General features: G+C 62.1%; 14 protein-coding genes and 5 tRNA genes. 5 read left to right on the top strand and 14 right to left on the bottom strand.

The window, feature by feature from the left end:
- Positions 1-124: 124 nt before the first annotated feature.
- The 5 genes from D886_RS0122760 to gltX form a co-directional block, all read right to left on the bottom strand.
- Positions 125-200 (bottom strand) — tRNA-Glu (locus D886_RS0122760).
- A 42-nt stretch (positions 201-242) separates the two neighbouring features.
- Positions 243-318 (bottom strand) — tRNA-Ala (locus tag D886_RS0122755).
- Positions 319-371: 53 nt separating this feature from the next.
- Positions 372-447 (bottom strand) — tRNA-Glu (locus tag D886_RS0122750).
- A gap of 72 nt (positions 448-519) precedes the next feature.
- Positions 520-595 (bottom strand) — tRNA-Ala (locus D886_RS0122745).
- A 280-nt stretch (positions 596-875) separates the two neighbouring features.
- Positions 876-2,357, bottom strand: coding sequence for a glutamate--tRNA ligase (gene gltX / locus D886_RS0122740; RefSeq protein ID WP_027596096.1), 1,482 nt, complete (start codon positions 2,355-2,357; stop codon positions 876-878).
- 143 nt (positions 2,358-2,500) lie between these two features.
- On the opposite strand from gltX, the gene D886_RS0122735 reads away from it, so the two are divergent.
- Both D886_RS0122735 and D886_RS0122730 read left to right on the top strand, forming a co-directional pair.
- Positions 2,501-3,556 carry an HlyD family secretion protein gene (locus D886_RS0122735; RefSeq protein ID WP_027596095.1) on the top strand — a complete coding sequence of 352 codons (1,056 nt, stop codon included), beginning with the start codon at positions 2,501-2,503 and terminating at the stop codon, positions 3,554-3,556.
- A gap of 49 nt (positions 3,557-3,605) precedes the next feature.
- Positions 3,606-5,096, top strand: coding sequence for an MDR family MFS transporter (locus D886_RS0122730; RefSeq protein WP_177323905.1), 1,491 nt, complete (start codon positions 3,606-3,608; stop codon positions 5,094-5,096).
- Between the two features lie 137 nt (positions 5,097-5,233).
- Here the strand turns inward: D886_RS0122730 and uvrB are convergent, their stop codons facing one another.
- Positions 5,234-7,249, bottom strand: a complete 2,016-nt coding sequence (gene uvrB / locus D886_RS0122725; protein ID WP_027596093.1) for an excinuclease ABC subunit UvrB — start codon at positions 7,247-7,249, stop codon at positions 5,234-5,236.
- A 287-nt stretch (positions 7,250-7,536) separates the two neighbouring features.
- Here uvrB and D886_RS0122720 point away from each other — a divergent pair, with 287 nt between their 5' ends.
- Positions 7,537-8,733: an amino acid aminotransferase gene (locus tag D886_RS0122720; protein WP_027596092.1), complete on the top strand. Its 1,197-nt coding sequence runs from the start codon at positions 7,537-7,539 to the stop codon at positions 8,731-8,733.
- Positions 8,734-8,806: 73 nt separating this feature from the next.
- Positions 8,807-8,882: transfer RNA gene (locus tag D886_RS0122715), tRNA-Asn, on the top strand.
- 306 nt (positions 8,883-9,188) lie between these two features.
- Here the strand turns inward: D886_RS0122715 and D886_RS0122710 are convergent.
- The 4 genes from D886_RS0122710 to D886_RS0122695 all read right to left on the bottom strand — a co-directional run bounded on the left by D886_RS0122710 (position 9,189) and on the right by D886_RS0122695 (position 12,132).
- Positions 9,189-9,749 (bottom strand): DUF1285 domain-containing protein, encoded by a 561-nt coding sequence (locus D886_RS0122710; RefSeq protein ID WP_027596091.1) that lies wholly within the window; start codon positions 9,747-9,749, stop codon positions 9,189-9,191.
- A gap of 10 nt (positions 9,750-9,759) precedes the next feature.
- Positions 9,760-10,365 carry a DUF4823 domain-containing protein gene (locus tag D886_RS0122705; RefSeq protein WP_027596090.1) on the bottom strand — a complete coding sequence of 202 codons (606 nt, stop codon included), beginning with the start codon at positions 10,363-10,365 and terminating at the stop codon, positions 9,760-9,762.
- A gap of 66 nt (positions 10,366-10,431) precedes the next feature.
- Positions 10,432-11,400, bottom strand: a complete 969-nt coding sequence (locus tag D886_RS0122700; protein WP_027596089.1) for a GTP 3',8-cyclase MoaA — start codon at positions 11,398-11,400, stop codon at positions 10,432-10,434.
- Between the two features lie 96 nt (positions 11,401-11,496).
- The gene (locus D886_RS0122695) at positions 11,497-12,132 is read right to left on the bottom strand and encodes a TetR/AcrR family transcriptional regulator (protein ID WP_027596088.1); all 636 of its coding nucleotides are present in this window, start codon (positions 12,130-12,132) and stop codon (positions 11,497-11,499) included.
- 72 nt (positions 12,133-12,204) lie between these two features.
- Here D886_RS0122695 and D886_RS0122690 point away from each other — a divergent pair, with 72 nt between their 5' ends.
- On the top strand, positions 12,205-13,338 hold the full coding sequence (locus tag D886_RS0122690; protein ID WP_027596087.1) for an aminotransferase class V-fold PLP-dependent enzyme: 1,134 nt from the start codon (positions 12,205-12,207) through the stop codon (positions 13,336-13,338).
- Between the two features lie 222 nt (positions 13,339-13,560).
- On the opposite strand, the gene D886_RS0122685 is transcribed toward D886_RS0122690, so the two are convergent.
- The 4 genes from D886_RS0122685 to mltG are packed head-to-tail and all read right to left on the bottom strand — an operon-like array spanning position 13,561 to position 17,200.
- Positions 13,561-14,346 (bottom strand): TatD family hydrolase, encoded by a 786-nt coding sequence (locus D886_RS0122685; RefSeq protein ID WP_027596086.1) that lies wholly within the window; start codon positions 14,344-14,346, stop codon positions 13,561-13,563.
- A gap of 30 nt (positions 14,347-14,376) precedes the next feature.
- Positions 14,377-15,363: a DNA polymerase III subunit delta' gene (locus D886_RS0122680; protein WP_027596085.1), complete on the bottom strand. Its 987-nt coding sequence runs from the start codon at positions 15,361-15,363 to the stop codon at positions 14,377-14,379.
- The gene (gene tmk / locus D886_RS0122675; RefSeq protein ID WP_027596084.1) at positions 15,356-15,988 is read right to left on the bottom strand and encodes a dTMP kinase; all 633 of its coding nucleotides are present in this window, start codon (positions 15,986-15,988) and stop codon (positions 15,356-15,358) included. The genes D886_RS0122680 and tmk overlap by 8 nt, the downstream gene beginning before the upstream one ends.
- A 9-nt stretch (positions 15,989-15,997) precedes the next feature.
- Positions 15,998-17,200 carry an endolytic transglycosylase MltG gene (gene mltG, locus D886_RS0122670; protein WP_027596083.1) on the bottom strand — a complete coding sequence of 401 codons (1,203 nt, stop codon included), beginning with the start codon at positions 17,198-17,200 and terminating at the stop codon, positions 15,998-16,000.
- Between the last annotated feature and the right edge of the window lies 1 nt (position 17,201).

The raw sequence follows: 17,201 nt of genomic DNA, 5'->3' as shown, positions 1-17,201 counted from the left end.
ATCGAACCGCTGACCTCCTGCATGCCATGCAGGCGCTCTCCCAGCTGAGCTATAGCCCCGAAAACAAAAGGCTCATCCAATAGACGAATGAGCCTCTTTAAGCCCCGCAAAACGCGGGTAAAAGTGGCGTCCCCTAGGGGACTCGAACCCCTGTTACCGCCGTGAAAGGGCGGTGTCCTAGGCCACTAGACGAAGGGGACGTAACCTTCGTGCCGGTTCGTTTTCACAAACCGCGGCAAAATTGGTGGAGCTAAGCGGGATCGAACCGCTGACCTCCTGCATGCCATGCAGGCGCTCTCCCAGCTGAGCTATAGCCCCAGATTTTTAGCCTCGCGGCCCAGCGACATCGTTAAACATCGCTTGTGTAAAACTGGCGTCCCCTAGGGGACTCGAACCCCTGTTACCGCCGTGAAAGGGCGGTGTCCTAGGCCACTAGACGAAGGGGACGAACCTTCTTACCTTCAAGACCCGGTTGCTGTACCCGGTCTTGCTTATCAGCCGTGGCTGCTAAGCGGAATTTGGTGGAGCTAAGCGGGATCGAACCGCTGACCTCCTGCATGCCATGCAGGCGCTCTCCCAGCTGAGCTATAGCCCCACTATGTCGCTCTGAGCAGAATCGCTGGCTGGGTGCCTGGCGTTTCGTTTCGCTCATCGCTGTGGACGGGGCGCATATTAAGATCGGATTGCACGGCTGTCAAACGAATTTTTGAAATTATTCAAAAGTTTTTTCACAGATAACAATCACTTACCGCCCTGCCCCTTGCAGGGGCAGCCTTGTGCTGCGAAGAGGCCGGTACACACTAGCTACATTGCTGGCGTCTGTACCGACGTCTTCGCAGCACAAGGCTGCGCCTACATCACTACGGGCTGCTGTGTCAGGCGATGTTCGCCAGCAGCTTTTCCCACTCTTTGTTTTCTTTTTTCGACACACCACCCAGCAAGTCCAGAGCCTGGCGCAAGCGGTAGCGGGTCAGGTCCGGGCCGAGGATTTCCATGGCATCGAGCACCGACACCGAGCTGGCCTGGCCGGTAATAGCGGCGAACATCAGCGGCATGGCGTCACGCAGTTTCAGCTCCAGCGACTCGACCACGGCCTGGATGCAACCGGTGATGCGGTCTTTTTCCCACTGGCGCAGGCTTTCGAGCTTCCACAGGATCAACTGGATGACCTGGCGCACCTGATCAGCCGACAGCTTCTTGCTCTCGAACAGCTTGGCATCGAGCTTCAGCGCGCCCTCGAAGAAGAAGCCCCCCAACGGCGCAACCTGGCTGAAGGTCTCGACCCGGCCTTGAACATGCGGGGCGATCTTCATCATGTAGTCGCTGTTGAACGCCCATTTCTGCAAGCGCGCGGCGAACTGTTCAACCGGTAGCTCGCGCAGCCACTGGCCGTTGAGCCAGGACAGTTTTTCAATGTCGAAAATCGGCCCGCCCAGGGAGATGCGCGACAGGTCGAAGTGCTCGACCATTTCGGCTAGGGAGAACTTCTCGCGCTCGTCAGGCATCGACCAGCCCATGCGGCCGAGGTAGTTGAGCATCGCCTCGGGCATGAAGCCCATGCGCTCGTAGAAGGTGACCGAGGTCGGGTTCTTGCGCTTGGACAGCTTGGACTTGTCTGGGTTACGCAGCAGCGGCATGTAGCACAGCTTGGGCTGCTCCCAACCAAAGTACTCGTAAAGCTTGATCAGCTTGGGCGCCGACGGCAGCCACTCTTCACCCCGCAGGACGTGAGTGATGCCCATCAGGTGGTCGTCGACCACGTTGGCCAGGAAGTAGGTCGGCAGGCCGTCGTTCTTCATCAGCACCTGCATGTCCATGCGGTCCCATGGGATTTCGACGTCGCCGCGCAGCATGTCCGGCACCACGCAGATGCCTTCGCTCGGCACCTTCATGCGGATCACGTGGGGCTCGCCGGCGTCCAGGCGGCGCTGCACTTCTTCAGCGCTCAGCAACAGGGCACGGCCGTCGTAACGCGGGGTCTCGCCACGGGCCATTTGCTCGGCGCGCATCTGCTCCAGCTCTTCAGCGGTGCAGAAGCAGTAGAACGCGTGGCCGGCATCGACCAGTTGCTTGGCGTATTTGGCGTAGATCTCGCCACGCTCGCTCTGCCGGTAAGGGCCGTGCGGGCCACCGACGTCCGGGCCTTCGTTCCACTCGATGCCAAGCCAGCGCAAGGCGTCGAAGATCTGCTGTTCCGACTCGCGGGTGGAGCGCAGCTGGTCGGTATCTTCGATGCGCAGGATGAACTCGCCGCCGTGCTGCTTGGCAAAGCAGTAGTTGAACAGGGCGATGTAGGCGGTGCCGACATGGGGGTCGCCCGTGGGCGATGGCGCGATACGCGTGCGTACGGTGGTCATGGAAGGTCTCGAACGAAAGATGAAACAAAGGCGGGATGTTAGCAGGGAGCAGGCACCCGGCTCCAGCAATGGCGCGAACGACACTTGTCGAATTGCCGTCCGTCGCTGTTAAATTTGTTTACATTTCTGGAACCATAGTCCTCATGCCTGCTCAACTCAAACGCCGCCTGCTGATCTTCTTTGTCGTGGTTGCGGCCATCGCCCTCGCCTTTCTGGCCCACTGGTACTTCAAGGGGCGCTTTTACGAAAGCACCGACAACGCTTATGTTCAGGGCGAAATCACCCGTATTTCCAGCCAACTTGGCGCCCGTATCGAAGATGTACGGGTGCAGGACAACCAGCACGTGGTCAAAGGCGAACTGCTGGTACGCCTGGAAGCCGCCGATTTTCAACTCGCCGTCGAGCGCGCCCGAGCCGCCCTGGCAACCCGTGAAGCGGAACACATGCAAGCTGAAAGCCGCCTGACGCAACAAGGCAGCTTGATCGCTGCGGGCCAGGCCCAGGTCGCCGCCAACCAGGCCACGCTCAACCGCTCACGTCTGGACCTCAACCGCGCAGAAGCCCTGCGTAAGCCTGGCTTCGTGTCCGAGGAGCGGGTGACTACCCTCTCGGCAGAGAGCCATGTCGCCAGCTCCCAAGTCGACAAGGCCCGCGCTGACCTGCAAAGCCAGCGCCAGCAGGTCAATGCCCTGACTGCCGAGCTCAAACGCCTCGATGCGCAGATCGCCAATGCCCGTGCCGACCTTGCCCAGGCCGAATTGAACCTGACCCGCTGCGAGATCCGCGCCCCGATCAGCGGCACCATCGGCCAACGCAACGCACGCAACGGTCAGGTGGTACAGGCTGGCGCCTATCTGCTGTCGATCGTGCCCGACGAAGACATCTGGGTGCAGGCCAACTTCAAGGAAACCCAGATTGGCCACATGCAACCAGGGCAGCGCGCCGAATTGCTGTTCGACAGCTACCCAGACACCCCCATCGAAGCCCGGGTCAACAGCCTGTTCGCAGCTTCCGGCGCCCAGTTCAGCCTGCTGCCACCGGACAACGCCACCGGTAACTTCACCAAGGTGGTGCAGCGCATCCCGGTGAAGCTGACCTTCAGCGCCGACAACCCGCTGCATGGCCGCATCCGCCCCGGCATGTCGGTCACCGCCACTGTCGATATCCGCACCGAGGATGAAGGCCGCAATGGCCGGTGATCAGTTGCTCCGGCCCACTGCCGAGCCCACCCGGCGCGACTGGATTGCGGTGATGAGCGTGATGCTCGGCGCCTTCATGGCCGTGCTCGACATCCAGATCACCAACTCGTCGCTGAAGGACATCCAGGGCGCGCTTTCCGCGACTTTGGAAGAAGGCTCGTGGATCTCCACCTCCTACCTGGTGGCGGAAATCATCATGATCCCGCTGACCGCCTGGCTGGTGCAGTTGCTGTCCGCCCGACGCCTGGCGGTGTGGGTTTCGGCCGGCTTTTTGCTGTCATCCCTGCTCTGCTCCATGGCCTGGAACCTGGAGAGCATGATCATGTTCCGTGCCCTGCAAGGCTTTACCGGTGGCGCGCTGATCCCCCTGGCCTTCACCCTGACCCTGATCAAGCTACCCGAGCACCACCGCGCCAAGGGCATGGCCATGTTCGCCATGACGGCTACCTTCGCGCCCTCGATCGGCCCGACCCTGGGTGGGTGGCTGACCGAGAACTGGGGCTGGGAGTACATCTTCTACATCAACATCCCGCCAGGCTTGGTGATGATCGCTGGGCTGCTGTACGGGCTGGAGAAAAAAGAGGCGCATTGGGAGCTGCTGAAGAGCACCGACTATGCCGGCATCGTCACGCTCGGCCTGGGGCTGGGCTGCCTGCAGGTCTTTCTCGAGGAAGGCCATCGCAAGGATTGGCTGGAATCGAACCTGATCGTCAGCCTGGGCACCGTCGCCCTGATCAGCCTGATTACCTTTGTCATCCTGCAGTTTTCCAAGCCGCACCCTTTGATCAACCTGCGCATCCTCGGCAACCGCAACTTTGGGCTGTCGAGCATTGCCAGCCTGGGCATGGGGGTCGGGCTGTATGGCTCAATCTATTTGCTGCCGCTGTACCTGGCGCAGATCCAGGGCTACAACGCCCTGCAGATCGGCGAGGTGATCATGTGGATGGGGGTACCGCAGCTGTTTCTGATTCCGCTGGTGCCGCAGCTGATGAAAGTGGTCTCGCCGAAAATACTGTGCGCTTTAGGCTTCTGCCTGTTCGGGGCCGCCAGCTTTGGCTCGGGGGTGCTTAACCCGGACTTTGCGGGGCCGCAGTTCAACCACATCCAGATCATTCGGGCACTGGGGCAACCGATGATCATGGTGACCATTTCGTTGATTGCCACGGCCTATATCCAGCAACAAGATGCCGGGTCGGCATCGAGCCTGTTCAACATTCTGCGCAACCTGGGTGGGGCGATTGGCATTGCCTTGCTGGCCACCTTGCTGGATGCGCGGACCAAGGTGTACTTCGACTACCTGCGCGAATCGGTGGTGCCCAGCAACCCACAGGTGGCAGAGCGCTTGGCGCAACTGGCGGAGCGACTGGGCAGTGAGACAGCGGCGCTTGGCAAGCTGAGTGAGATCACCCATCAGCAGGCGCAGATCATGGCGTACAACGATGCCTTCCACTTTGTCGGCATCGGCTTGGCGGTGAGCATGGTGGCGGTGCTGTTGACACGCAAGCTGCCGGAGGGGTTGAAGGCTGGGGAGGCTCATTGAGCTGATTTGTTTGTTGCCTGTGCCGGCCTCTTCGCGGGGCAAGCCCGCTCCCACAGATACCTCATTTTTAACAAGGGCAGTGATGTACCTGTGGGAGCGGGCTTGCCCCGCGAAGGGGCCTAACCGGGAGCAAAGGATCAGCTGGTGATCAGCCGCTCCCGCAACTGGGTAATCTCGTCGCGCATTTGCGCTGCCGCCTCGAACTCCAGGTCCCGGGCGAACTGCATCATCTTCTCTTCCAGCTGTTTGATACGCTTGGTGATCTCGCCCGGCGTGCGCAGCTCGGCTTCGTAGCGGGCGCTCTCCTCCGCGGCCTTGGCCATACCCTTGCGCTTCTTGCTGCGCGAGCCAGGTACGGTAGCGCCTTCCATGATGTCGGTGATGTCCTTGACCACGCCCTTGGGCACGATACCGTTGGCCAGGTTGAAGGCAATCTGCTTCTCCCGGCGCCGCTCGGTCTCGTCGATGGCCCGCTGCATGGAGCCGGTCATCTGGTCGGCGTACAGGATGGCGCGACCATTGAGGTTACGCGCGGCCCGGCCAATGGTTTGGATCAGTGACCGCTCGGAACGCAGGAAGCCTTCCTTGTCGGCATCGAGAATCGCCACCAGCGACACCTCCGGCATGTCCAACCCCTCACGCAGCAGGTTGATGCCCACCAGCACATCGAAGGTGCCCAAGCGCAGGTCGCGGATGATTTCCACCCGTTCGACCGTGTCGATGTCCGAGTGCAGGTAACGCACCCGCACGTCGTGGTCGGCCAGGTAATCACTGAGGTCCTCGGCCATGCGCTTGGTCAGCGTGGTCGCCAGCACCCGCTCACCCGCATCGACACGCTTGCGGATCTCCGACAGCAGGTCGTCGACCTGGGTCAACGCCGGACGTATCTCCACTTGCGGGTCGACCAGGCCGGTCGGCCGCACCACCTGCTCGACCACGCGGCCAGCATGTTCGGCCTCGTAGGGACCGGGGGTTGCCGAAACGAAAATGGTCTGCGGGCTGACCGACTCCCATTCATCGAAGCGCATGGGCCGGTTATCCAGCGCCGAAGGCAGGCGGAAGCCGTATTCCACCAAGGTTTCCTTGCGCGAGCGGTCGCCCTTGTACATGGCGCCGACCTGGGGGACGCTGACGTGCGACTCGTCGATCACCAGCAGCGCATCCGCGGGCAGGTAGTCGTAAAGGGTGGGTGGCGGCGCGCCGGAGGGGCGCCCGGACAGATAGCGCGAATAGTTTTCGATACCGTTGCAGTAACCCAGCTCCAGGATCATCTCCAGGTCGAAGCGGGTGCGCTGCTCCAGCCGCTGCGCCTCCACCAGTTTGTTGCCCTTATGCAGGTATTCGAGCCGGTCCTTGAGCTCTTCCTTGATGCCTTCGACGGCGTCGAGCAGCGTCTCGCGCGGGGTCACGTAGTGGCTCTTGGGGTAGAACGTGAAGCGCGGCAGCTTGCGGAAGACCTCGCCCGTGAGCGGGTCGAAGGCAGCGATGTTCTCCACTTCGTCATCGAACAGCTCGATGCGGATGGCTTCAAGGTCGGATTCGGCCGGGAACACGTCGATCACGTCGCCGCGCACGCGGAAGGTGGCGCGGGCGAAATCCATCTCGTTGCGGGTGTACTGCAAGTCAGCCAGGCGGCGCAGCAAGGCGCGCTGGTCGAGTTTGTCGCCGCGGTCCACGTGCAGGACCATCTTCAGGTAGGTCTCGGGGCTGCCCAGGCCATAGATGCACGACACGGTGGTGACGATGATTGCGTCGCGCCGCTCCAGCAAGGCCTTGGTCGCCGACAGGCGCATCTGCTCGATGTGGTCGTTGATCGACGCATCTTTCTCGATGAAGGTATCGGACGACGGCACATAGGCTTCGGGCTGATAGTAGTCGTAGTAGGAAACAAAATACTCGACTGCGTTGTTCGGGAAGAACGCCTTGAACTCGCCATACAGCTGCGCCGCCAGGGTCTTGTTCGGCGCCAGCACCAGGGTCGGGCGCTGCACCTGCTGGATGACGTTGGCGATGCTGAAGGTCTTGCCCGAGCCGGTCACGCCGAGTAGCGTCTGGTGCGAAAGCCCCGCCTCGATGCCTTCGACCATCTGGCGAATGGCTTCGGGCTGATCGCCGGCCGGCTGGAAACGGGTGACGAGCTGGAACTCGGACATGAGGGACCTCGCGGTGTCGCAGCAACTGTAAATTTAGCCAGTAGTCTATACCCAAATGCGCTCGCTCGGGGCCGGTTTCAAGCCCCAGGTGTGAACGCTTATTGCTGTGGACACGGCAATAAGACCAATGGTCAAAAAATATTTGCGTAAATGGCTGGAAAAGCTGCGCCAGAGTGTCGCAGTGACCGGTCGGTATCACTATACTGACTCCCCGTTTGTGCACCGCTTCAGTGCATTCGGCTGGAGCGTGTACGTCCTATCACTCTCCAATCAGAGCCAAGGTAACAATGAGCCTGTTTTCCGCTGTCGAGCTGGCACCCCGCGACCCTATTCTGGGCCTCAACGAAGCATTCAACGCCGATCCACGTACCGACAAGGTCAACCTGGGCGTGGGCGTCTACTGCAATGAGGAAGGCCGCATTCCGCTGCTGCGCGCCGTGATCGAAGCCGAGACCCAGCGTGCTGCCCAGCATGCCTCGCGCGGCTACTTGCCGATCGACGGTATCGCGACTTACGACCAGGCCGTGCAAAAACTGCTGTTCGGCGCCGAGTCGCCGCTGCTGGCCGCTGGCCGTGTCGTCACCGTGCAAGCCGTTGGCGGCACCGGTGCGCTGAAGATTGGCGCCGACTTCCTCAAGCGCCTGTCGCCCAATGCCGTGGTTGCCATCAGCGACCCAAGCTGGGAAAACCACCGCGCCCTGTTCGAGACCGCAGGCTTCCCGGTACAGAACTACCGCTATTACGACGCACCGAGCAACGACGTCAACCGCGCCGGCATGCTCGAAGACCTGAACAGCCTGCCGTCCGGCTCGATCGTCGTCCTGCACGCCTGCTGCCACAACCCGACCGGCGTCGACCTCACCCTGGACGACTGGAAAAACGTCCTGGAAGTGGTCAAGGCCAAAGGCCATGTGCCATTCCTCGACATGGCCTACCAGGGCTTTGGTGACGGCATCGCTGAAGACGCCTTCGCCGTGCGCCTGTTCGCCGAGTCGGGCCTGGACTTCTTTGTTTCCAGCTCGTTCTCCAAGTCGTTCTCGCTGTATGGCGAGCGCGTCGGCGCCCTGTCGATCGTGACCGGTTCCAAGGACGAAAGCACCCGCGTGCTGTCCCAGGTCAAGCGCGTGATCCGCACCACCTACTCCAACCCGCCGACCCATGGCGCGACCATCGTCGCCACCGTGCTCAACAACGATGAGCTGCGTCAGATGTGGGAAGCGGAGCTGGGCGAAATGCGCCAGCGCATCCACGGCATGCGCAAGCAGATGGTCGAGCTGCTGGCCACCTACGGTGCCCAGCGCGACTTCAGCTTCGTTGGCCGCCAAGTGGGCATGTTCTCCTACTCCGGCCTGACCGTGGAGCAAGTAGCACGCCTGAAGAACGAGTTCGGCATCTACGCGCTGGACACTGGCCGCATCGCGGTTGCCGCACTGAATCAAAGCAACATCCACGTGGTCACCAAGGCTATCGTCGAAGTGCTGTAACTGCTTGATTCGGTTCTGATTTACCAGGGGGAAGCTTGACTTCCCTTTGGTGATCAGTAAGATATGCGCAGATTCCGCGATAGCTCAGTCGGTAGAGCAAATGACTGTTAATCATTGGGTCCCTGGTTCGAGTCCAGGTCGCGGAGCCAAACACTGAAAAGCCCCCGGGTGCGCAAGCAACCGGGGGCTTTTTCGTTGTACGGCTGGAATGTTGCGGCGCCTGGCAGACCGAGCGCCGCCAGCGCGGCGCTTCGCAGCACAAGGCTGCTCCTACATCGGCTCCGGGCCAGTTATTCCTGGAGACTTGGCGCATGCGGTCGCGCGCAAATGCCACAGGCGAGACTGGCCCGAAACGGATGTAGGAGCAGCCTTGTGCTGCGAAGCGCCGCGCGGGCGGCGCTCGGTCTTATTGACACCGCCATACTCAAGGCATGCGCATGCCAGCCACACAGGTCTCAGCCGGTACGCCCGATCGGATAGAACTCGCCTCGGCTCCATACCCCAAGCCACTCTTCACCGTCGATAATGCGCGGCACCGCCAGCTCGACCAGTTGGTAGAACACATTGCGATGAATCAGCGCCTCAAGGTTGCTGCGCATCAGCACGTAGGGAGATGGCTCTTGCGTGACAGGATCGAACTCGACCCGCAATGGGTTATCCGGCCCCGCCTCGACCTGGTCGTCGACATTGCTGGTGAAGCGCAACACTTGTTGCTCGCCCTCGCCCTGCACCTCCAGAGTAACCGCGACAAAGGGCGCATCGTCGACACGGATGCCGACCTTCTCCACTGGGGTTATCAGGAAGTAGTCATCGCCGTCGCGGCGGATGATCGTGGAAAACAACCGCACCATCGGCTTGCGCCCGATCGGCGTGCCCAGGTAATACCAGGTACCGTCACGGGCGATGCGCATGTCGATGTCGCCGCAGAAGTCCGGGTTCCACAGGTGCACGGGCGGCAAACCCTTCGCCTTGGGGATTTGCGCCAGAAGGTCATTGGCCTTGCCGGAATCGCTCATCACGCTTGCCTCATTCGCTCATGCCCAGAAGGCTCCGAGCGTACTCGCGCATCGGCGCGGCAAGCAAATCTTCCGGCGTATTGTCGTGGAACGTCAACAAACCGCCACGGCTTTTGATGCGTGCGGTGTCGATCAAGTAGCGGGTATTGGTTTCGATCAGCATCATCTGCACCACCCCAGTGTCCCAGCCGAGGCGGTCGACAGCCTGCTCGTCATACCATTCGTCGCCGTTGCCTATGCGGTCATCGGTACGTGCGAAACGGGTGTACAGCACGTAGTCCGCGCCCACCGAGCGCGCCTGGGCGATCGCGTCCTCCAAGCCGAGCGGGCCTTGGGCACGGCGTACCAGCGGGAAATACTCAACGAAGCTCTTGAAGGCCTGGTCGGCCACCACGTTCTGGTGCGGTACTGGCCCTTTGCCGGGCGGCACAAAGGCACCTTGGCCAATGAAGATGAACGAGTCGGGCTGCAGGCGGATCGACAGGGTCCTGCGAGTATCGCTGTGATCGAGCAGACCGGCGTCGCTCATGTGGTAACGGACGCCTTCGCCCATATCGCTGACATTCATGCAGCCGCCCAACGCCATCAGCGCCAGCAGCAAGACCAGGCTACGCATCTTTCCTCCAGTGGCCGGCGACGAAAAACCGGCGAATAGCCGGCGGATGCAGCTTTTGCGCCAGACTCAGCCGCCAATCACCTTCATCACCGTAACACCCCCGGAAAACGCCACATCCTGCTTGTCTGCCAGGGCTTTGACCAGCAGCCGCTGCAAGGCAGGAAGCGCTTGATGACGCGGCTTTTCCAGCAGATCGCCGACAAAGTGGCGGTTGCTCGACGACAGGCAGCCATGCAGCCAACCCGTCGATGACAAACGTAGTCGTGAGCAACCGCGGCAAAACGGCACGCTCTCGTTGGCAATTACGCCAAAATGGCCTTTACCCGGGATCTGGTAACGCAGGGCCGTAGCATCCACCGGCACGTCGACCTGCTCGAAGGCATGCTCGGTACCAATCAGCCCGAGCACCTGGTCGAGGCCCACGAACTGCTGCAAAAAAGCGTTGCGATCACTGGCCAGGTGGCCCATGCGCATGAGCTCGATGAAGCGCAGCTCAAAACCCCGCTCGAGGCAGTAATCCAGCAGCGGCAACACCTGGTCGAGGTTTTGCCCACGCATCGGCACCATGTTCACTTTGATGCGCATGCCCTGCTCGCTGGCGCGCTGCATGCCTGCCAGCACACTGGCCAGGTCGCCACCGCGGGCGATGCGGCGAAACGCCAGCGGGTCGAGGGTATCGAGGGAAACATTCAAGCGGCGGATGCCGGCGGCATGAAGCGCTGGCAGCTTGCGCGCGAGCAACTGGCCATTGGTGGTCAGCGAGATATCGTCGAGGGGGAGTTTGGCAATGGCAGCCAGAAAGCCATCCAGCCGGGGGCTGACCAGCGGCTCGCCACCAGTAATGCGTAAACGCTCGATACCTGCGGCCTCGATGAGGTAAGCAACGCCCCGCGCCAGGGCTTGCGCCGACAGCTCGTCCTGCGCCGCCACCAGGCGTTTGCCAGTGGGCACGCAGTAAGTGCACGCGTAGTTACAGGCAGCCGTCAGGCTGACACGCAGGTTGCGAAAACGCCTGCCTTGACGATCGACGATCATGGATGACTCCAGCATGGATGAAGCGGGGCTGGCAAAACCTGACTCATAAATCAGGTTTTTGCAAGCACCTTGTTCATGCTGGAGCCACCGGACCGGTCAGTGGGTGGGTTCCGGGTCGCGTTTGCGCTTGTTGCCCATGCGTACGCCGATGTCCATGAGGAACTGGAAGAAACCTTCCTGATCTTCAAGCACATTGCTCCAGAACGGCGAGTGGTACAGCGCCACGGCGCCATGTACCAACGCCCAGGCCGCGCAGTAGTGGAAGTACGGCGGTACGTCTTCGAGCTTGCCTTCGCTGATACGGCCCTTGATCAACTGGGTGAGGCGATCGAAGTTGGAGGCGCGGATGCTATGCAACTGCTCGACCATCTCCGGCACCTGATTACCCTTGACCACCTTTTCTTCCAGGCGGTCGAACAGGCGATAGCGCTGCGGGTCGCGCATGCGGAACTCGAAGTAGGCGCGCGACAGGGCTTCCTTGTCACGGTCGACGTCGGCCGAATGCAACAGCTCGTTCAAATCACGCTCGTAGTCGAGCATCAGGCGCAGGTAGATCTCCGCCTTGGACTTGAAGTGCTTGTAGATCGTGCCTTTGCCGATACCTACCGCGTCAGCGATCATCTCGACGGTGACACTGTCTTCACCCTGTTCGAGAAACAGCTTGAGCGCGGTATCGAGGATTTCCTGTTCGCGACGGCGAAACTCACGGACCTTACGAGGTTCTTTCTGCATAGGAAGGACTGGATGACAATCGAAGCGGTTTATTATGCCTATCTTGCGGGAAATTGCACGGATCATCCAACCATGTCTATGTTTCACGATGAGTTCGACCATGCCCCGGGGCTGCGCTACCTGAACCACGCCGCCATCGCCCCCTGGCCACGGCGGGCTGCCGAGGCAGTGGCCCGCTTCGCCCGCGACAACGTTTGCCTAGGTGCCAGCGAGTACCCATCCTGGCTGGCCACCGAGCGACGCCTGCGCGCGCGGCTGGCGCGGCTTATTCATGCGCCCTCGCCTGGCGATATCGCCCTGGTGAAGAACACCTCAGAAGGGCTGTCGCTGGTCGCCTTTGGGCTGGACTGGGCAGCGGGCGACCAGGTGGTGATCAGCGACGAGGAGTTCCCCTCCAACCGCGTGGTGTGGGAGGCGTTGGCCGACCGTGGCGTGCAGGTGATCGAGGCCAACCTGGCCGGCCCAGACCCCGAAGCCACCTTGCTGACGACCTGCGGCCCGCGCACCCGGTTATTGGCGGTCAGCGCGGTGCAGTTCGGCAGCGGCCTGCGCCTGGACCTGGCGCGCCTGGGAGAAGGTTGCCGGGCGCGTAATGTACTGTTCTGCATCGATGCCATTCAGCAGGTCGGCGCCCTGCCCTTCGACGTACAACGCTTTCAGTGTGATTTTGCCGTGGCCGATGGCCATAAGTGGATGCTCGGCCCTGAGGGGCTGGGGATGTTCTATTGCCGCGCCGCGCTACGCCCGCAACTTGAACTCAATGCCTATGGCTGGCACATGCTGGAACACCTGGGCGACTTCGACCGACGCCAATGGCAGCCCGCACACAGCGCGCGGCGTTTCGAGTGTGGCAGCCCGAACATGCTCGGCGCCCATGCGCTGGAGGCAAGCCTGTCGCTCCTGGAGGAGGTCGGTATCGGCACGGTCGCGCAGCAATTGCAGCAGCGCGTGGCCCAGTTGTATGAAGGCTTGGCATCAGTGCCCGGTGTTGTGCTGCACACCCCGGCTGACCCAGACAGACGAGCGGGCATCGTCACATTCAGTATCAAAGGGCAGGCCAGCGTGGACATCCACAAGGCCTTGATGGCCGAGCGCACAATTTGCGCTTTGCGCGGCGGCGGTGTGCGATTTTCACCGCATTTCTATACCAGTGAGCAGCTGATCGACGAAACTGTTCAGCAGGTGCGGCGCCTGGCCATGCACTGAGAGTGCAACGGAACGCGGGCGTATTCCAAATCTGTTTAAAAAACGACCAACAGCCACTGGCACTGCGCCAAACCTGACCAATACTTGAAGTGTTGGCGCGGCGCATCCCCCCCAAGTGGCGCGCCGATAAAGGTGCTCAGGGACCGCGTACCTTTGTTTTACTCCTAATGGTCTTAACCCGGATTCCCTCCCCCAGAACCCGGGTTTTTTTTGCCTGTGGCGCTACCCGGCCACGCGAGCCAGCGGGAACAACCGCTTGAAGTTGGCGGTGGTCTGCTCCGCCAACTGCTCATAACTGGCCCCTCGCAACGAGGCGACGTATTCGGCCACCTCACGCACATACTGCGGCAGGTTAGGCTTGCCCCGGTGCGGAATCGGTGCCAGGTACGGCGAATCGGTCTCCACCAGCAGGCGGTCGACAGGCACCTGGCGCGCCACCTCACGCAAGGCATCGGCATTGCGGAAGGTGACGATGCCCGACAACGAGATGTAGTAGCCCAGGTCCAGCGCCGCCTTGGCCATGTCCCAGTCTTCGGTGAAGCAGTGCAGCACACCGGCCTGGGGCAGGTTCGCCTCGCGCAGCAGCGCCAGGGTGTCGGCCCGTGCAGCACGGGTATGCACGATCACCGGCTTGCCGGTCTGGCGCGAGGCCTCCAGGTGCAGGCGAAACGATGCCTGCTGCAACTCGGCGGCTTCCGGCTCGTAGTGGTAGTCCAGGCCGGTTTCACCGATCGCCACCACATGCGGATGCGCCAACTCACGCAACAGCCACTCCAACGCCGGGGTTTCGCCCGGTGCCAGGTCAAGCGGGTGCACCCCCACCGAACAATCGACATCGGCGTACTGCTCACTCAGCGCTTTGACCGCACCAGCGTTCTCGGCGCTGACGCCAATGCACAGGAAGTGCCCCACCCCGCGCTCACGCGCGGCTTGCAGGGCGGCATCGAGGGAGCCCTGGTGGGCGCTCAGGTCAAGACGGTCAAGGTGGCAATGGGAATCTACGAGCATGGGATAACGGCACACATGAAAAAGGGAAAGTCAGCGGGCGCCTGGCAACTGCTGCCAGTGCGCCAGCAGCGCTTCGAGCAGCAGGGCGCGGTTCAGGTTAGCCTTGCCCAGCACCTTCTGGCGCTGTTCCAGGATCCACGCCTGCACCTGAAGCACGTTGGCCTGGCGGCTCTTTTGCGCCAGGTACTGCACAACCTTGCGCATATCGGCCAAGCCTAACCCTTCTTCGTCCTGGGTCAACTGATAGCGTAGGATCAGGTGCGACCAGTCGCAGAACCAGTCGAACAACAGCAACAACGGCACGCCATTCCAAGCCTCTGCCAACTGACTGGGCGATTGCTGCTGCTTGAGCAGTTTCTTCACCCCGTCGGTGACCAACGCACGCTGCTCGCGCACACCCTGCGCCTGCAAGCTCACCGCCATCAATGGCGAACCAGCGGCCAGGGTCAACAACTCATCGCGCTCGGCTTCATCGCTGTCGGCCAGCGCATGGGCCAGCCAGGCTTGGCTCTGTGTCACGCTGGGCTGCGGACAAGCGACCTGCTGGCAACGGCTCTTGATGGTCGGCAACAGGCGGCTGGGCTGGTGCGTGACCAACAGCAGAACGGTGTCGCCAGAGGGCTCTTCAAGGCTTTTGAGCAGGGCGTTGGAAGCGTTGATGTTCATTGCCTCGACCGGCTCGATCAACACGACTTTGCGCCCACCCAACTGCGCAGTCTGCACCACGAAAGCCACCAACTCGCGCACCTGGTCGACCTTGATCGGCTTGTCAGCCTCTTCTGGCTCCAGTACATAGTTGTCCGGGTGGCTACCGGCCTTGAGCAGCAGGCAGGACTTGCAGCTACCACAGGCATCCAGGCCTTGCGGCTGCTGACACAGCAGGCGCGCCATCAGCCGCTCGGCCAGGGCCCGCTTGCCAATGCCCTGCGGCCCATGCAGCAGGTAGGCGTGGGCGTGCTGGCTGCGACCGGCCAGCTGCTGCCAGATGGCCTGCTGCCAGGGGTAGGCTTCAGCCACGGCAACGCTCCAGAATACCCGGTAGCAGCGCATCGATGGCGCGCTGCACGGCCTCCAGCGGTTGCGCGGCGTCCAACAGGCTGTAGCGCTGCGGCTCACGATGGGCACGCTGCAGGTAGGCTTGGCGCACGGCCTCGAAGAACGCCTGGCCTTCCTGCTCGAATCGGTCCAGGCGGCCACGCGCAGCGGCGCGGGCGAGGCCGACTTCTACGGGCAGGTCAAATACGAGTGTCAGGTCAGGGCGCAGGTCGCCCTGGACGAATTGTTCCAAGGTGGCGATACGCTCGACGGATAACCCGCGACCACCACCCTGATAGGCGTAGGTGGCATCGGTAAACCGATCACATAACACCACGGCGCCGCGGGCCAGCGCAGGACGGATCACCTGCGCCAGGTGCTGGGCGCGCGCAGCGAACACCAGCAACAGCTCGGTATCGGCCGCCATGGATTCATCGCTGGGTGCCAGCAACAGTTCACGCACCTTCTCGGCCAGCGGCGTACCGCCCGGCTCGCGGGTCAGCAACACATCCAGGCCTTGCTCGCGCAGGCGCGCCGCCAGGTATTCACGGTTGGTGCTTTTGCCCGCGCCTTCGGGGCCTTCCAGAGTAATAAACAAGCCGCTCACAGGCAGTCCTTAATGTTGTTCGTCGGGCGTCGGCGCAGTGGCCGGTGCATCGACGGGGGCAGGGTCGCTGGCCGGGGCGGCATCCTGCGCGGGCGCCTCATCGGGCTCAGGCTGCGCAGCCGGCTGGTCCGCTGCGGGCGTCTCGGGCTCCACGGCCTCCCCCGCTCCCGGCTGGGCCTGCGGAGCCGGGCTGGAGCGGTAATCCGCCCGCCGCTTGAGCTGGAACTCGCGCACCGCCGAGTTGTGATCGTCCAGGTCGTCGGAGAACACGTGGCTGCCATCGCCGCGAGCGACGAAATACAAGCTGGTGCCATCAGACGGATTGAGCGCAGCGTGAATCGCCTCACGGCCGACCATGGCGATAGGCGTCGGCGGCAGGCCGGTAATGGTGTAGGTGTTATAGGGCGTTGGCTCACGCAGGTCGGCGCGGGTGATTTTGCCGTTGTAGCGCTCGCCCATGCCATAGATCACGGTCGGGTCGGTCTGCAGCATCATGCCCAGGCGCAAGCGCCGCACGAACACGCCGGCAATCTGCCCACGCTCTTGCGGGATGCCGGTTTCCTTCTCCACCAGCGAGGCCATGATCAGCGCCTGGTAGGGGTCGCGATAAGGCAGGTCGGTGGTGCGTTCCGACCACTCTTTGGCCAGCACTTCGTCCAGGCGCATGTAGGCCTGCTGCAACAATTCGATGTCGCTCATGCCACGCACGAAGCGATAGGTGTCCGGGAAGAAGCGGCCTTCAGGGAACACCCCAGTATGGCCAAGCTTGTCCATGACCTCGGCGTCGGTCAGGCCGTCCAGCGTGTGCTTGAGCTTTTCGTGCTTGGCGATCGCCGAGCGTACCTGACGGAAGGTCCAGCCTTCGACCAGGGTCAGGTTGTACTGCACGACATCGCCGCGGCGCCACGCATCGAATAACTGCTCGACCGTCATGCCCGGGGTCAGGCGGTACTCACCGGTGTGCAGGGGCGTACCGGCCATGTTGAAGCGCCAGTAAAGCCGCAGCCAAAAGGCGTCATCGAGCAACCCCTCGTTCTGCATGCGGTAGAACATGCGGTTGGGGTTGGTGCCATTGGGCACATCGAGCAGGCGCTCCTGCGTCACGTGCAAGGGCTGCTCCAGGACCGAGTTGACCTTCCAGGCCGACCAGCCGAATGCCAGGCCAGCCAGGATCAACCCCATTTCCAGCAGCAGCAGGAATTTGCGTCTCACG

The organism is Pseudomonas sp. LAIL14HWK12:I7, assembly GCF_000483465.1.
Classification (GTDB): Bacteria; Pseudomonadota; Gammaproteobacteria; order Pseudomonadales; family Pseudomonadaceae; genus Aquipseudomonas; species Aquipseudomonas kermanshahensis.
This window is presented reverse-complemented; position numbering and strand designations above follow the sequence as displayed.

What these genes read in the sequence shown, in the direction of transcription:
- D886_RS0122735 (WP_027596095.1), top strand. Translation starts at nt 2,501, where the DNA reads ATGCCTGCTCAACTCAAACGCCGCCTGCTGATCTTCTTTGTCGTGGTT.
- D886_RS0122695 (WP_027596088.1), bottom strand. Translation starts at nt 12,132, where the DNA reads ATGCAGAAAGAACCTCGTAAGGTCCGTGAGTTTCGCCGTCGCGAACAG.
- D886_RS0122690 (WP_027596087.1), top strand. Translation starts at nt 12,205, where the DNA reads ATGTCTATGTTTCACGATGAGTTCGACCATGCCCCGGGGCTGCGCTAC.
- gltX (WP_027596096.1), bottom strand. Translation starts at nt 2,357, where the DNA reads ATGACCACCGTACGCACGCGTATCGCGCCATCGCCCACGGGCGACCCC.
- D886_RS0122720 (WP_027596092.1), top strand. Translation starts at nt 7,537, where the DNA reads ATGAGCCTGTTTTCCGCTGTCGAGCTGGCACCCCGCGACCCTATTCTG.
- D886_RS0122700 (WP_027596089.1), bottom strand. Translation starts at nt 11,400, where the DNA reads ATGATCGTCGATCGTCAAGGCAGGCGTTTTCGCAACCTGCGTGTCAGC.
- D886_RS0122705 (WP_027596090.1), bottom strand. Translation starts at nt 10,365, where the DNA reads ATGCGTAGCCTGGTCTTGCTGCTGGCGCTGATGGCGTTGGGCGGCTGC.
- D886_RS0122685 (WP_027596086.1), bottom strand. Translation starts at nt 14,346, where the DNA reads ATGCTCGTAGATTCCCATTGCCACCTTGACCGTCTTGACCTGAGCGCC.
- D886_RS0122710 (WP_027596091.1), bottom strand. Translation starts at nt 9,749, where the DNA reads ATGAGCGATTCCGGCAAGGCCAATGACCTTCTGGCGCAAATCCCCAAG.
- uvrB (WP_027596093.1), bottom strand. Translation starts at nt 7,249, where the DNA reads ATGTCCGAGTTCCAGCTCGTCACCCGTTTCCAGCCGGCCGGCGATCAG.